The organism is Flavobacterium faecale, assembly GCF_048320115.1.
Taxonomy (GTDB): Bacteria; Bacteroidota; Bacteroidia; order Flavobacteriales; family Flavobacteriaceae; genus Flavobacterium; species Flavobacterium faecale_A.
In genome coordinates, this window is record NZ_CP182943.1 from 246050 (window position 1) to 262170 (window position 16121).

At 34.6% G+C, this 16121-nt stretch carries 16 protein-coding genes; 9 read left to right on the forward strand and 7 right to left on the reverse strand.

The features are described 5' to 3' along the window. The first annotated feature begins 20 nt into the window (after positions 1 to 20). The 3 genes from ACNH59_RS01050 (at position 21) to ACNH59_RS01060 (ending at position 4850) form a co-directional block, all read left to right on the forward strand. Positions 21 to 1196, forward strand: a complete 1176-nt coding sequence (locus ACNH59_RS01050) for a GlmU family protein (RefSeq protein WP_418263607.1) — start codon at positions 21 to 23, stop codon at positions 1194 to 1196. A gap of 355 nt (positions 1197 to 1551) precedes the next feature. After that, positions 1552 to 3006: an alanine/glycine:cation symporter family protein gene (locus ACNH59_RS01055; RefSeq protein ID WP_418263608.1), complete on the forward strand. Its 1455-nt coding sequence runs from the start codon at positions 1552 to 1554 to the stop codon at positions 3004 to 3006. Between the two features lie 209 nt (positions 3007 to 3215). After that, complete coding sequence (locus ACNH59_RS01060) at positions 3216 to 4850, forward strand: ABC-F family ATP-binding cassette domain-containing protein (protein WP_418263609.1); 1635 nt, start codon at positions 3216 to 3218, stop codon at positions 4848 to 4850. Positions 4851 to 4990: 140 nt separating this feature from the next. Here ACNH59_RS01060 and xerD read toward each other — a convergent pair whose 3' ends face one another. The 3 genes from xerD to ACNH59_RS01075 form a co-directional block, all read right to left on the reverse strand. Further along, a complete protein-coding gene (gene xerD, locus ACNH59_RS01065) occupies positions 4991 to 5893 on the reverse strand; it encodes a site-specific tyrosine recombinase XerD (protein ID WP_418263610.1) in 903 nt (300 codons plus the stop codon). Between the two features lie 28 nt (positions 5894 to 5921). After that, positions 5922 to 6515 (reverse strand): porin family protein, encoded by a 594-nt coding sequence (locus ACNH59_RS01070; protein WP_418263611.1) that lies wholly within the window; start codon positions 6513 to 6515, stop codon positions 5922 to 5924. Between the two features lie 130 nt (positions 6516 to 6645). After that, positions 6646 to 7107, reverse strand: a complete 462-nt coding sequence (locus tag ACNH59_RS01075) for a hypothetical protein (protein WP_418263612.1) — start codon at positions 7105 to 7107, stop codon at positions 6646 to 6648. Positions 7108 to 7366: 259 nt separating this feature from the next. Here ACNH59_RS01075 and ACNH59_RS01080 point away from each other — a divergent pair, with 259 nt between their 5' ends. Both ACNH59_RS01080 and ACNH59_RS01085 read left to right on the forward strand, forming a co-directional pair. Further along, positions 7367 to 7933 carry a porin family protein gene (locus tag ACNH59_RS01080; RefSeq protein ID WP_418263613.1) on the forward strand — a complete coding sequence of 189 codons (567 nt, stop codon included), beginning with the start codon at positions 7367 to 7369 and terminating at the stop codon, positions 7931 to 7933. A gap of 160 nt (positions 7934 to 8093) precedes the next feature. After that, positions 8094 to 8507, forward strand: a complete 414-nt coding sequence (locus tag ACNH59_RS01085) for a type II 3-dehydroquinate dehydratase (protein ID WP_418263614.1) — start codon at positions 8094 to 8096, stop codon at positions 8505 to 8507. A 103-nt stretch (positions 8508 to 8610) separates the two neighbouring features. On the opposite strand, the gene ACNH59_RS01090 is transcribed toward ACNH59_RS01085, so the two are convergent. From ACNH59_RS01090 to ACNH59_RS01105, 4 genes are all read right to left on the reverse strand, one after another. Next, entirely contained in the window at positions 8611 to 9477 is an 867-nt protein-coding gene (locus ACNH59_RS01090) for a cation diffusion facilitator family transporter (RefSeq protein ID WP_418263615.1), read from the reverse strand. 86 nt (positions 9478 to 9563) lie between these two features. Further along, entirely contained in the window at positions 9564 to 10877 is a 1314-nt protein-coding gene (gene murA, locus ACNH59_RS01095; protein ID WP_418263616.1) for a UDP-N-acetylglucosamine 1-carboxyvinyltransferase, read from the reverse strand. 85 nt (positions 10878 to 10962) lie between these two features. Continuing rightward, entirely contained in the window at positions 10963 to 11676 is a 714-nt protein-coding gene (locus ACNH59_RS01100; RefSeq protein WP_418263617.1) for a DUF4290 domain-containing protein, read from the reverse strand. 78 nt (positions 11677 to 11754) lie between these two features. Further along, complete coding sequence (locus ACNH59_RS01105) at positions 11755 to 12039, reverse strand: DUF493 family protein (protein WP_418263618.1); 285 nt, start codon at positions 12037 to 12039, stop codon at positions 11755 to 11757. Positions 12040 to 12192: 153 nt separating this feature from the next. Between ACNH59_RS01105 and ACNH59_RS01110 the strand changes: the two genes are divergently transcribed. The 4 genes from ACNH59_RS01110 to ACNH59_RS01125 all read left to right on the forward strand — a co-directional run bounded on the left by ACNH59_RS01110 (position 12193) and on the right by ACNH59_RS01125 (position 16047). Further along, positions 12193 to 12738 carry an AAA family ATPase gene (locus tag ACNH59_RS01110; protein ID WP_418263619.1) on the forward strand — a complete coding sequence of 182 codons (546 nt, stop codon included), beginning with the start codon at positions 12193 to 12195 and terminating at the stop codon, positions 12736 to 12738. Between the two features lie 18 nt (positions 12739 to 12756). Continuing rightward, positions 12757 to 14652, forward strand: a complete 1896-nt coding sequence (locus ACNH59_RS01115) for a RecQ family ATP-dependent DNA helicase (protein ID WP_418263620.1) — start codon at positions 12757 to 12759, stop codon at positions 14650 to 14652. Continuing rightward, positions 14652 to 15599 carry a methionyl-tRNA formyltransferase gene (fmt, locus tag ACNH59_RS01120; protein ID WP_418263621.1) on the forward strand — a complete coding sequence of 316 codons (948 nt, stop codon included), beginning with the start codon at positions 14652 to 14654 and terminating at the stop codon, positions 15597 to 15599. The genes ACNH59_RS01115 and fmt overlap by 1 nt, the downstream gene beginning before the upstream one ends. A gap of 175 nt (positions 15600 to 15774) precedes the next feature. Continuing rightward, complete coding sequence (locus ACNH59_RS01125) at positions 15775 to 16047, forward strand: HU family DNA-binding protein (protein ID WP_108740556.1); 273 nt, start codon at positions 15775 to 15777, stop codon at positions 16045 to 16047. Positions 16048 to 16121 lie beyond the last annotated feature (74 nt).

Genomic DNA, 16121 nt, shown 5'->3' on the forward strand with positions numbered 1-16121 from the left:
TAACTTTGAAAATCTATAAAATGAATTATATCCTTTTTGACGGCCCCTCTCGAAATGCTTTGCTGCCATTTACATTTACCCGTCCCGTGGCTGATATTTTAATAGGAATTGTAACGATTCGTCAAAAATGGGAAATATATTTGGGTTCTACTACCACTACATTGACAGAGGAATACTTATCGGATAAATATCCAATGGTAGAATTAGAAGAAAATGTAATGATTAATGCTTCTTTTTTACCTAATCCAGAACTAGTTGAATTAATCAAAGACTTGAGAGAAAATCAAGCCATTTTTAAAGGAGAAGAAGTTATTGCTTTCTACTCACATGAAAATCAAGAGGGAGTTGACTTTGACACCTATGAAATTATCGAATTTGAATATGACGTATTAACGGTGAACAATCCTTGGGATATTTTCTCCAAGAATGATGCAGCCATCCGTGCCGACTTTGAATTTCTTACCGAAGACCGCGAATCACAGCCAATCCCTAAAAGTGTAAATGTAATAGCGCCCGAAAATATTTTTATTGAAGAAGGAGCCAAATTAGAGTTTGTAACCTTAAATGCTTCTACAGGACCTATATACATTGGCAAAGATGCTGAAATCATGGAAGGTTCTGTCATCCGAGGTCCTTTTGCCTTGTGTGAAGGAGCAACGGTAAAACTAGCTTCTAAAATATATGGACCAACAACTGTAGGAAGTAATTCTAAAGTAGGCGGGGAAGTGAATAATTCGGTGATTTTTCAAAATGCAAACAAAGGACACGATGGTTTCTTAGGGAATTCTGTTCTTGGCGAATGGTGTAATATTGGAGCCGATAGTAATAATTCAAACTTAAAGAACAACTACGAAGAGGTGAAATTATGGAGCTATGAAACCGAAGGTTTCGCTAGAACGGGATTACAGTTTTGTGGATTAATGATGGGAGATCATAGTAAATGCGGCATCAATACGATGTTCAATACAGGGACAGTAGTTGGTGTAAGTTCTAATATTTTTGGCACTGGATTTCCTCGTAATTTTGTGCCGAGTTTTTCTTGGGGAGGTGCATCAGGATTCAGTACTTATATCACCAAAAAAGCCTTTGAAACGGCAAAACTAGTAATGGCGCGTAGAGGTGTTGAATTTGACGAACAAGAAGCTGCAATCTTAGAACACGTTTTTGAAGTAACTAAAAAATGGAGAAAAGAATAGTTTTCTCTGGCTAAATAAACTAGAAATAAACCACAGCTTAAAAGAGAATCTTTTGGGTTGTGTTTTTTTTGTCCCGTCCTGAAATAAAGTAAGTAGCTTCAAAATTTAATTTTGCGATTACTCGTTCTTGATTAAGAATGATACAAATAAATTACCCTATGTAATTGCTCAGTTACATTACGAACTAATTAAATATTGCTTGTTTGACCAAATTATACAGTGATTCTTGAAGTTTTAATTTTTAGTTGCATAGGTTTCCGTTAAATAAAAACATTAGTTATTGTAATTATCCAAAGAAATTATTTGATAAACGAATGTTTTGTTGTTTTTTTGACGATAAATTAATAAAAGCAATATGGAAGACGTAGTAGGTTGGATAAATGATATTATTTGGAGTAATGCCTTGATTATTTTGTGTTTGGGAACGGGGCTTTATTTTTCGATTCGTACACGTTTTTTACAGCTACGTCATATTAAGGAAATGGTCCGCTTATTATTTGACGGAAAAAGTACCGAGTCTGGGGTCTCTTCTTTTCAAGCCTTGGCGATGTCCTTGGCAGGTCGAGTAGGAACGGGAAATATTGCGGGTGTTGCCACAGCAATTGCTTTTGGAGGCCCAGGAGCCATGTTTTGGATGTGGATGGTTGCTTTTTTGGGAGCGAGTACCGCTTTTATTGAAGCTACATTGGCACAGATTTACAAAGAAAAACACCTTGGGGAATATCGCGGAGGTCCTGCTTTTTATATTGAAAGAGGACTAGGTATTAAATGGTTTGCTGTACTTTTTGCGGTTGTTTCCGTTGTTTCTGCAGGTTTGTTATTACCAGGAGTTCAAGCCAATTCGGCAGCGGAGAGTATTCAACATGCTTTCCAAATTGAAACTTGGATGACTGGTTTAGGAGTGGTTGGTTTATTTGCGGCTATTGTTTTTGGAGGTGTCAAACGTATTGCTAAGTTCACGGAATATGTAGTGCCTTTCATGGCAATTGGTTATATTGTTTTGGCTTTAATCATCATTATTGTAGATATTCATCAATTGCCAGAAGTGATTGCATTGGTTTTTAAAAGTGCTTTTAATATGGAAGCTGGTTTTGGCGCTGTCTTCGGATTAGCGATTCAATGGGGAGTGAAAAGGGGAATTTATTCTAATGAAGCAGGGCAAGGAACGGCGCCTCATATTGCAGCAGCTGCAGCGATTTCACATCCTACAAAACAAGGATTAGTACAATCTTTTTCGGTCTATATTGACACTCTTTTTGTATGTTCGGCAACTGGTTTTATGCTGTTGATTACAGGCATGTATAATGTGCAAAATCCTAGTTTTGGAACAGCAGGAGCTCCAGAATTTTTATACCAAGGATTGCATAATGTTGCGGTAGGTCCCGCTTTTACCCAAAGTGCTATGGATACTGTGTTCCCGGGTTTTGGAGGCTATTTTGTGGCAGCAGCCTTGTTTTTCTTCACTTTCACAACCATCATTGCCTATTACTACATTGCGGAAACGAATATCTCTTATTTGACACGCAAAATGGAATCGCCTATTTACTATCACATATTGAGAATAGCAATGATTGCGGTAATCCTGTATGGCAGTGTTAATCAAGCAACTTTGGCATGGGGAATGGGTGATATTGGAGTAGGATTAATGGCTTGGTTCAATATCATTGCCATTATTTTATTGCAAAAACCAGCTTTGGATGCTTTAAAAGATTACGAAAAACAACAAAAAACGGATAAAGACCCAGTCTTTGACCCTGATGATATTGGAGTCTCAAATGCACATATTTGGCATTCGATTAATAAAAAATAAAAGTAAGGACAAATTGAAAGTTCACAATAAATTAATTTGTGATAATATGTAAAATTTGTGGTTTAACTTTTTTTGTGTGATAAAGCATAAAGCTTCTGCTAATCTATTTATTATGATTGGTAGAAGCTTTTCTTTTTATTGTATTAGGTGGATTAAATCTGTTATCTTTGCGCCTTCAAAAAAACGATACAACTCTTTACAATTATAGCATGATTACAATTAATGATATTTCGGTACAATTTGGAGGAACAACACTTTTTAAAGATGTTTCTTTTGCCATCAATGAAAATGATAAAATTGCCTTAATGGGTAAAAATGGTGCTGGAAAATCAACACTTTTGAAAATTATAGCAGGACAAAGCAAGCCTTCTACTGGAAGTGTTTCGGCTCCTAAAGAGGCTGTCGTAGCTTATTTACCGCAACATTTATTGACTACAGATGGTGCTACGGTAATGGAAGAAGCTTCAAAAGCATTTGGAGAAATCTTCAAAATGAAAGCGGAGATGGACGAAATCAATGAGCAGTTGACCATTCGTACAGATTATGAGAGTGACGCTTATATGAAATTGATTGAAAGAGTTTCCGACTTAAGCGAGAAATACTATGCCATTGAAGAAATCAATTACGAAGCAGAGGTAGAAAAAATACTTACTGGACTAGGATTTGAACGTGAGGATTTTTCACGACAAACATCTGAATTTTCTGGAGGTTGGAGAATGCGTATTGAATTGGCTAAAATCTTATTAAGAAAACCCGATTTGATCTTGCTTGATGAGCCTACCAACCACATGGATATTGAGAGTATTCAATGGTTAGAGGATTTTTTAATCAATTCGGCCAAAGCTGTAGTGGTAATTTCACACGATAGAGCTTTTGTAGATAATATTACCAATCGTACCATTGAGGTAACTATGGGACGTATTTATGACTATAAGGCAAAATATACACATTACTTAGAATTACGTAAAGACCGTCGTATTCACCAACAAAAAGCCTATGACGAGCAACAAAAAATGATTGCAGACAATAGAGCTTTTATCGAACGATTTAAAGGAACTTTTTCTAAAACGGATGCGGTTCAATCTCGTGTGCGTATGCTTGAAAAATTAGATATTGTTCAAGTAGATGAAGTAGATACCTCAGCCTTGCGATTGAAATTCCCACCCGCGGCACGTTCTGGACAATATCCCGTAATTGTAAAAGAGTTAGACAAAGCTTATGGTGACCATGTCGTTTTTAAAGACGCCAACATTGTTATTGAAAGAGGTCAAAAGGTAGCTTTTGTAGGGAAAAATGGCGAAGGAAAATCGACGATGATTAAGGCAATTATGAAAGAATTGCAAATCGATAACGGAAGTGTAGAAATTGGACACAATGCTCAAATCGGGTATTTTGCACAAAACCAAGCTTCTTTATTGGATGAAAATGCCACTATTTTTGAAACAATCGATAATATTGCCGTTGGAGATATTCGTACGCAAATCAAGAATATATTAGGTGCTTTTATGTTTCAAGGGGATGATATTACTAAGAAAGTAAAAGTCCTTTCCGGTGGAGAAAAAACTCGTTTGGCAATGATTAAATTATTGCTTGAACCAGTGAATTTATTGATTTTGGATGAGCCTTCAAATCACTTGGATATGAAGACTAAAGATATAATCAAAGACGCTTTGCGTGATTTTGACGGAACTTTAATCCTAGTTTCTCACGATAGGGATTTCTTGGATGGTTTGGCTACGAAAGTTTTCGAATTCAAGAACAAACGAGTAATTGAACATTTCGAAGATATTACAGGTTTCCTGGCCAATAAGAAAATGGAAAGCATGCGAGAAATCGAGAAATAGCTATTAAAGGTTTATTTTTGACCTCAAATGCAACAGAGTTTAATTTGACTGCGCCAAAAGTTCAGTCAAATTAAACCTAATATCAATCCTTGAAATAGCCTCTACAATCTTCAATCGTTATTCCATAAAACTCAAATTCTTTATTTTTCTCTCCGAGGATGAAAAGTATTCATCACCTCTGCTAGAAATTTTCTATCCAAATGCAAATACACTTCTGTAGTGGTAATAGACTCGTGTCCAAGCATTATTTGTATAGAACGCAGGTCAGCACCATTTTCTAATAAATGTGTCGCAAATGAATGCCTAAAAGTATGAGGGCTTATTTTTTTTTGCAACCCTATTTCGACTGCTAAATTTTTAATAATTGTAAAAATCATCGCCCGAGTCAATTGCCCTCCTCTCCTATTCAAAAATAGCGTATCTTCAAACCCTTTTTTAATGGTTTGCTGTGTTCGAATAGTTTCTTTATAGAGTTCAATATATTTTTGGGTTACTTCACCAATGGGTACAAAGCGTTGCTTATTTCCTTTTCCTGTAACTTTGATGAAACCTTCCTCAAAAAACAAATCAGATATTTTCAAAGCCACTAATTCCGAAACTCGCAATCCACAACCATACAACAACTCTAGCATGGCGCGATTGCGCTCCCCTTCTTTGGTTGACAAATCAATCGCTTTGATTAAAGAATCTATTTCCGATACTGCTAAAGTATCGGGTAATTTCCGACCAATTTTAGGACTTTCAATCAATTCCAGCGGATTATCTTCGCGATAATCTTCAAAAATCAAATAACTAAAAAAACTCTTAAGCCCCGAAATGATTCGCGCCTGAGATCGCGCATTCACTTCGTTTGAAACAGAATAAATAAACTGCTGTAAAATCTCTTCAGATATTTTTACAGGAGACACAACAATCTGATTCTGTTCTAAAAACAGACACAATCGTTCAATGTCAAACGTATAATTTGCTATAGTATTTTTGGACAAAGCTCGCTCTATTCTAAGATACGATTGATAGTTTTTGATAAATGTCGTCCAACTCATTTTTACTTATTAGGATTATGAAATTAATTCAAAATGTAAATGCTCCTGATAGAGACAAAATACTATTGCGATTATAAAAATCTCTTACGTAATCTGAATCTGACATCTTAGTGAGTCCAACATAGTAGCGAATATTCAAAGAAAACCTTTCGCTAATATCATATCCAGTTCCGAAATTAAACCCAAAATCAACTTTTTTAAATTCGTCATCTACGTCAATTTCACCTGAATTACCCTGATATTCAGCTGTTGCTTTGGTTTTTACTAAAAAACCAACTTGCGGTCCAGATTCCAAAAACAAATCATTTAAGGGATAGTACCTAAAAACAACTGGCACATAAATAGACGATAGTTTCATAGTAGCTCTATCGAATGTAAACAAACCAACAGAAAAATTATCTCTTTTTACCGATTGTTCTAAATACAAAGCTTCAGGCTGTACATACCATTGATCCGCTAATTTAATTTTGGAAAACAATCCCAGTTGAAACCCCAGTTTTGGATCTACTTTATTACCAAACAATGAAACATTGGTTCCACCTTTTAGACCAAACCTAACTTCCTGTCCCTGAACCACTGCAGAAACAAAAACAAACACAAAAGCGACTATAATTTTCTTCATAATTGCAATATTAAATTTCTATAAACATACATACTTATTCCCTCAAAACCAAAATCAGAAATGAATAACAAAAACATTAGAAACAAAAAAACCTCCCATAATGAGAGGTTTTCAATCTACAATTCGTTTTTTATAATTTAAAATTCATCCCCAAATTAACAGAAGAAAAAGTTCCTCCATCAACTGAAATCCCCTTATAGCCAAGATAAACATCAATCTTACTAGCACTATACCCCACTTTTGGTTGATACATGAAACCTCCGTCATTGCCATCACTCGCTCCAATTGCATATCCTAAGTCTGCTCCAAAAAACAAACTTTCACCAATCGTAAATTTACCAGTTGCCACTACAGGAATAAACCCTACAGCATCACGACCATCTTTTCCTAGATAAGAAGAGTAACCCGCTGCAATACCTGCGTCCAAGCCTTCTGCTACATTCCAAGCATAACCAATATCACCGCCTACATTAAGCGAACTAACATCTTTAATATCACCTGTAGGCAAACCCACATGAACACCCACATTAAATTGCGCATTTGCAAAACCAAATGCAAAAAGCGCTGCTGTTGTTAAAATGATTTTTCTCATGTTAAATAAGTTAAAGATTAATAAAAATAAAGGTACAAATTTATTAAATCCTTATTTTTATGTTAAAATATTAATTACAAACATTTTTATTAACAACTGTTTAACAATGTATAAAAATGGTACAAAACAAAAAATTCCATAATTACATACCCAAACATCAAAATTATGCAACATATAATAATTAAAGTATAACCAACAAGAGGCAATAATTTTGTAAAATTGCTGTTATAAAAAGTATAACCTACAAAAAAAAGAAAACATGAAAAAAACAATTGCATTAACACTACTTCTTGTCGGATTCACAAGTCTAACCCAAGCGCAATCGATCCGATTTGGAGTTAAAGGCGGTATAAATTATGCTAATCAGAACGGAACAGACATTTCAAGATCATTTGGTGATTACAATTCTACAGATGCCATTACTAGTTATCATGCTGGATTAGTTGCAGAATTTAAATTGTTTGAAAATTTAGCTATCCAACCTGAACTTTTATATTCAACTCAAGGAGCTACATATAAAAATGCAGTTGAAGAATTTAAAAACGAGTTAGGCTACATTTCTATTCCAGTGGTAGCGAAAATATATTTGAGTAAAAGTTTGAGTCTAGAAGCAGGACCTCAAGCTTCTTTCTTATTGAGCGAGAGAAACAAATTTGATTATAAAGAATCAGAAACTTTTGAATTTGCTGGCGTAGTTGGTCTTGGGCTAAACATTACAAAAAATCTTTTCGTCCAAGCACGTTATGGAGTTGGACTAACAGAAGCTAGTAAAGATGCTGAAACTAAAAACTCTACCTTTCAAGTTTCGGCAGGTATTTTATTTTAATAACAGCACGCAAAATTATTACAAACCGTTCTATAATTGGAACGGTTTTTTTATTTTTACCAAAACATTAAACAAGGGATGACCATGAAAACATTTGGTCGTACACAGCTTTACAGGAATGCAAATTTGCTTTTCTCATAAAAAACAAATAGATCAAAATATGAAAATCTGTATCATTAACGGGCCAAACCTCAACTTATTAGGCAAAAGAGAACCTGAGGTTTACGGCAGTCTCACCTTTGAAGAGTATTTTACTAGCTTACAAATAAAATACCCAACCATTGACTTTACTTACTATCAAAGCAACATTGAAGGTGAATTAATTGATAAAATTCAAGAATTCGGATTTAATTATGATGGTATTATTCTGAACGCTGGAGCGTATACACATACTTCAATTGGCATTGGAGACGCCATCAAAGCCATCACAACCCCAGTAATTGAAGTACATATTTCGAATACATTTTCTCGAGAAAGTTTCAGACATCAGTCCTATATATCTGGAAACGCCAAAGGAGTTGTTTTAGGTTTTGGACTCAAAAGTTATGATTTAGCGATACAATCTTTCCTATAAATAATAGCGAATTCATAAAAAAAACGAGTTAGAAATACTGTTCTAGCTCGTTTTTTACATTTCTAAACTTTTTATCTAAAACTACATATCAAGTCACTTTAAACTAATTTGGTTCCACATGAATTAAAATATGTCCTAATTTAGGGATCTCAAGTTTCAACCTATCTTTCAGTTGATGCGCTAAATCATGACCTTCTTTGACAGAGATTTCACCATTTACCCTAGCATGTAAATCCACGTGATACACCATACCTGCTTTTCGAATAAAACATTTTTCGGTATCAATAATTCCATCCACATGGCTGGAAACTTCACGAATCTCTTTGACCAAATCATCGTACAAATGCTCATCCATGATTTCACCTAAAGCTGGTCTAAATATCAAATAACTATTATACAGAATAAATCCTGACGCAAATAAAGCTGCCCAATCATCAGCTTCTTCATAACCTTGACCTAAAAACAAGGCCGCACTAATCCCTATAAAGGCCGCCACCGAAGTAATTGCATCAGCACGATGATGCCAAGCATCAGCTTTCAAGGACGAACTATTTATTTGATTTGCTTTTTGCATCACCAATCGAAACGAGTATTCTTTCCAAACAATAATACCTCCTAAAACAATGAGTGTCCATGGTTTAGGCAATTCATGCGGTCTATTGATATTAATAATACTTTCATAAGCAATAACCATTGCAGAAGTAATTAAAAAACCTACTACCAAGAAAGTAATCAACGGTTCTGCTCTACCATGACCATAAGGATGATTGTCATCAGCTGGTCTATTGGTATATTTAATTCCTAATAGAACCAAAAAAGAGGCAAAAATATCGGTTGTTGACTCAATAGCATCGGCAATCAAGGCATAAGAATTACCAAAAAAACCTGCCAACCCTTTGATTACAGCCAAAGCAGTGTTTCCTATGATACTAAAGTAAGTCGTTTTTATTGCTTTCTCTTGATTAGACATATTTTACAAATAAAAAAATCGTTTAAATAATCTTTTTAGCGAACCCGAAAGATTATTTAAACGAATATAAGAATGAGTTTAATTATTTATTCTTCTCTAACAATTTTAGCACCAATAGCTCTTAACCTTTCATCAATATTTTCATATCCTCGATCAATTTGTTCGATATTTTGGATCGTACTTGTCCCTTTGGCAGAAAGCGCTGCAATCAACAATGAAATACCTGCTCTAATATCAGGAGAAGACATGGTAGTCGCTTTTAAAGTCGATTTGAAATCATGCCCCATAACCACTGCCCTGTGCGGATCACACAACATAATTTTGGCTCCCATATCAATCAATTTATCCACGAAGAACAAACGGCTCTCAAACATTTTTTGATGAATCAAAACATCTCCTTTGGCTTGAGTTGCAACTACTAATATGATACTCAATAAATCTGGTGTAAATCCAGGCCAAGGTGCATCAGCAATTGTCAAGATAGAACCATCAATATCTGTTTTTACTTCGTACCCATTTTCATGTGAGGGAATATAGATATCATCTCCTCTACGCTCCAAAGTTATTCCTAACTTTCTGAAAGTATTTGGGATCAATCCTAAGTTATCCCAGCTTACGTTTTTAATTGTAATTTCACTTCTTGTCATCGCCGCTAGACCAATCCAAGAACCAATTTCAATCATATCGGGCAAAATTCTGTGTGTACAACCACCTAAACTAGTTACTCCTTCGATGGTTAATAGATTGGAACCTACACCTGTAATTTTCGCTCCCATAGAGTTCAACATCTTACAAAGCTGTTGTAAATAAGGTTCACAAGCTGCATTGTAAACTGTAGTTGTTCCTTTGGCTAAAACGGCAGCCATTACAATATTTGCAGTTCCTGTTACTGAAGCCTCGTCTAACAACATATCTGTTCCCACTAAACCATCAGTAGCTTCTACACCATAAAAGTGATCCTCACGGTTGTAACGGAATTTAGCACCAAGATTAATAAAACCTTCAAAGTGCGTATCCAAACGTCTTCTACCTATTTTATCACCTCCAGGTTTTGGAATATATCCTTTACCAAAACGAGCTAACAATGGCCCAACAATCATGATAGAACCTCTTAACGCTCCACCTTCTTTTTTGAAAGCTTCGGTTTCAAGATAACCTACATTTACCTCATCAGCTTGAAAATCATAAGAACCCGGTCCGTTTTTAGAAATCTTAACTCCTAAGTGTCCTAAAAGTTTAATCAATTTATTGACATCAATAATGTCCGGAATATTATTTATAGTTACTTTTTCAGGAGTTAAAAGTACCGCACATAAAATTTGTAACGCTTCATTTTTAGCTCCTTGTGGAGTAATTTCCCCTTTCAGACGAGTCCCCCCTTCTATTTTAAATATTCCCATATTGATTACGAGTTAAATTGTTTATTTTTTTTTAGTTTTTAGTTTTAGTTCTATGTGATTCAAAAACATTTTAGCAACCTTGTTTTTATTTTTGATTGTTATTGTTGTTTTTCACAAATGTCTTTTTGCTTTTTTGATTCTTTTGAATCTTTGGTTGACTACCTGTATTTATTTTATTGGACATTCTTTTATTGGTTCGTAATAAATCAGTTGTATTTATCAACTCTTCGTCACTTTGTAGTAAATTCAGTTTACCATCTGACAATTCATATAAATGTTCAAAAATCACATCATCCTTTACGGTGTCTTTGTTCCAACTCAAGTAGGACTTTTTCATGTGATTGGCAATTACTTTTACCAAGGCGCTTTTCATATCACCTTCTTCCCATTTATTAGCTACATCAATCATGTATTTGATGTTGTTCCCATAATACCTGTATTTAGGATAATTTTGAGGATACTGTAACACATCTGGTTTCAACTGCAAAACTTCTCTTGACGGGATGGGATAAGGAGACTCCACATCTAATTTAAAATCAGACATAATAAAAAGCTGATCCCATAATTTATGTTGAAAGTCGGGCACATCACGCAAATGAGGATTTAAAGTTCCCATAACTTGAATAATATACTTTGCGGCCTTATTGCGTTCTTCGGCATTTTCAATTGCCGTAGCTTGATCAATTAATTTTTGCAAATGACGCCCGTATTCTGGAATAATCAAATGTGATCTTTCGGCATTATACTCCAAATGGTGCACAACATCATTCGCGTTTTCTTTTTGGTATTTTGAATTCATAAGTGAATTATTTATTGAATCTTAGCGCAATTTTCATTAATGAAACGTATTCATTGGCAGCAGCCAAGAACTAGGTATTTACAAAGATACAATCCCTTCAATAGTAGATAATTCAATATATTTATCTATTACTGCCTGTGGACTTTTCATTTGAACATCAACAGATACGCTGGTAAATTTCCCCGTTTTAGATTGGGTGGTCTTAATTACTGCGCCTAAACAATCAAAAGCTTTTTCAACTTGCTCAATTTTTTCAGCATCAGTAGGAACTATAAATTTATATAAATACAAAGCGGGCCAAGAACTACTTTTTTCCAATTCCCCTTTTAACCTATCATAAAATTCTTCTGTCTTCTTATCCATCTTTGTTTTGAAAATAATAGCAAATATACGTTTTCCAATATAAAATAAGAACTATCGATTATGATTTTTTGACAAAAACAATATATTAATGGGAGTCATTTTTTTTTAAAATCCCAATAAGTTTAAGTAAGTTTGAAAATTATCTCAAAAAAAGTGCAAAAAAAAATTATAGCAATTGTAGGAGGTCCTAGTACAGGAAAAACAACCCTAATTAACAATTTGATTTCCAAGGGATTTTGTTGCTACCCTGAAATCTCAAGAGAAATCATCTTGGAAGCTCAAAAAGAAGGAATAGAACAACTCTTCCTTGAACAACCTTTGCTATTTAGCGAATTATTAATAAAAGGTCGAAAAAAACAGTTTAAAGAAGCTCAAAAAGAGCATTCACAAATCGTATTTATTGATCGTGGACTGCCTGATGTTTTGGGGTATTTACATTATGCCAATCAAAAATATCCTGATTCTTACAGAACTATTTGCCAAGAAAACAGATATTCTGATGTTTTTATCTTACCACCTTGGTCAGAAATTCATGTAACTGATCAAGCTCGTTATGAAAGCTTTGAACAATCCCAAATCATCCACCAACATATTTTACAAACCTACAAGGACCTTAACTACAGTCCTATTGAAGTTCCCAAGGACGGTGTAGAAAGTCGCATTCAATTCATATTAAACAACCTTAAAAAAGAACCCTAATACCCGAATTCCGCACTTATGTCTGAAGCTTTAGAAATCCTAAAAAAATACTGGAATCACGACAGTTTTAGACCACTGCAAAACGAAATTATAGAAACCGTTTTGAGTGGACAAGATACTTTTGCACTATTGCCTACTGGAGGCGGGAAATCAATTTGTTTTCAAGTACCAGCTTTAATGCAAAAAGGAATCTGTCTTGTTATTTCGCCCCTAGTTGCCTTAATGAAAGATCAGGTTGCTAATTTACAAAGCCGAAACATCAAAGCCATTGCATTAACTGGAGGTATTAAGTCTGACGAAATGATTGATCTTTTAGATAATTGCCAGTTTGGAAATTACAAATTCCTGTACTTATCCCCTGAACGATTGCAGTCAGAATGGATTTTGGAACGATTAAAAAACATCGATATCAATCTAATTGCAATTGATGAAGCGCATTGTGTTTCTCAGTGGGGACACGATTTTAGACCAGCCTATCTTAAAATTTCACAATTAAAAACTCATTTCCCCAAGATTCCTTTTTTAGCTTTAACTGCATCGGCAACAGACCGAGTCAAAGAGGATATCATCAAAGAATTAGCACTAGAAAAACCAGTGGAATTCCAACAGTCTTTTGCTCGAAAAAACATCGCTTATATGGTTTTTGAGTCTGAAGATAAACTATTTAGAATCGAACAAATTTTAAAGAAAAACCCACAACCTTCGATTATTTATGTTCGAAACCGAAAATCCTGCCTTGATATTTCAGCTCAGTTACAAACTTTAGGCTTCCGTGCTACCTATTATCATGGTGGACTTTCGTCAAGAGAAAAGGAAAAAAACATGAACCTTTGGATGGAAGAAAAAGCACAAGTAATTGTAGCAACTAATGCCTTTGGAATGGGAATTGACAAAGCCAATGTCAAAACTGTCATTCATACCCAATTGCCTGAAAACATTGAAAACTATTACCAAGAAGCAGGAAGAGCGGGAAGAAATGGCGAAAAAGCTTTTGCTATTCTACTTACCAGCCCGTCCGACTATTTTCAAGCCGAAAATCAGTTCATCAACACACTAGCCGATAAAAAACACCTCAATCTAGTGTATAAGAAACTAAATAATTATTTTCAAATTGCTTATGGCGAAGGGATTAACGAAACCTTTACTTTTAACTTAAATCATTTTTGCAATCGATACAATTTTCCTGTATTAAAAACATTCAATGCACTGCAATTTTTAGACAGACAAAGCATTCTCAGTTTGTCACAAGAATTCTCCGAAAAAATAAGTCTACAATTTATTATTCCTTCAAAAGAGGTATTGCGATATATGAGTCTGAACCCAAATGATGAAGAAATCATTCTCGCTATCCTAAGAACTTACCCTGGAATATATGAAATGGACACAGCTTTCAACAGCGCTTTGATTTCCAAAAAATCCAACAAATCTGAAAAAGAAGTTTTAGCAGTTTTAGAAAAATTAAAAAGCAAAGAAATCATTTCATATCGTTCTAAAACTAATGACGCCAGCTTAACGTTTAACGAAATCAGAGAAGATGAGCGCACAATCAATCGTGTTGCTAAATATTTAGAAAAACAAAATGAACTTAAAAAATCACAATTAGAGTCGGTTTTACAATACGTAAAAGAAAACAACGTTTGCAAAAGCAAACTTATTCTAACTTATTTTGGCGAAAAAGATACTGAGCCTTGCGGAATTTGCTCCTATTGTATTTCCAAAAAAAGAAAACCCAATGATTTAGAATCGCTTTATACATTAATCATTACACTATTAAAAAAAGAAGATCTCAGTTCAAGAGAATTACAAAACAGAACCCAAACTACCAAAGACACTATTATCTTTGCCTTGCAAACACTATTAGAAAAAGAAATAATAAAAATTAAACCCAACAACACCTATACTCTAAAATCATAATGGAAAAATTACGAATTGTATTTATGGGAACTCCTGAATTTGCAGTAGGGATTCTAGATACCATCATACAGAACAACTATAATGTTGTAGGCGTTATTACAGCTGCTGACAAACCCGCTGGACGAGGTCAAAAAATAAAATATTCAGCGGTAAAGGAATACGCATTAGCCAACAATCTACCTTTATTACAACCCACCAATTTAAAAGATGAAGGTTTTCTAACTGAACTCAAGGCCCTAAATGCTAACCTACAAATAGTAGTTGCATTTAGAATGCTCCCTAAGGCTGTTTGGAATATGCCTAGTTTAGGCACTTTCAACCTTCATGCTTCACTCCTACCTAATTATAGAGGAGCAGCTCCTATTAACTGGGCTATTATCAATGGCGAACAAAAAACAGGAGTAACCACTTTCTTTATTGATGAAAATATTGACACAGGTGCCATGATATTAAGTAAAGAAACTACTATAAATCCCAATGAAAATGCAGGACAGTTACACGACCGCTTGATGAACATCGGATGCAATACTGTAATTGAAACTTTAGAACTTATTGAAAAAGGCAGCATAAACACTACCATTCAAACTGATTCCGGCGATATTAAAACAGCCTACAAACTCAATAAAGAAAATTGTAAAATTGACTGGAACAAATCCATTCAAGCTATACACGACCAAATTAGAGGCCTAAACCCTTACCCTGCCGCTTGGACATTTATCGCTGACAAGAATGAAGAATGGAATGTCAAGATATATAAATCTAAGATAATTGACGAAACACATCAATTAAGTAATGGAACAATTGTTTGCACCAAAAAAGAAATGAAAATTGCAGTAGAAAACGGCTTTCTTCAAATATTAAACCTGCAATTCCCAGGCAAAAAAAGAATGACTACACAGGAACTCTTAAACGGAATTACATTTTCGGAAGAAGCAAAAGCTCTTTAACCCCCAAAAACATTGGATTCAGAACGATTCCCAACAAAAAACATTCAATTTATGAACAAAAAAACCAAGTTATTAACAAATCAGTCGTAAATTAGCTAAAACACTTGCATGCTAGGGATTTCCTGCTAAATTTGTATATAAGAATTCTTTAACCAACAATTAATAACATATTATTATGAACAAATCAGAATTAATCGATGCTATCGCTGCAGACGCAGGAATTACTAAAGCAGCTGCTAAATTAGCTTTAGAATCATTTTTAGGAAACGTAGGTGACACTTTGAAAAAAGGTGGTAAAGTATCTCTAGTAGGCTTTGGATCTTGGTCAGTATCAGCAAGAGCTGCAAGAGACGGAAGAAATCCACAAACTGGAAAAACTATCCAAATCGCTGCAAAAAATGTTGTAAAATTCAAAGCTGGTGCTGAATTAGAAGGAGCTGTAAACTAATACAACTGTTTTTACACAACATACAAAATCAAAACCTTCCTTATGGAGGGTTTTTTTTTACTTTTGAACGATAA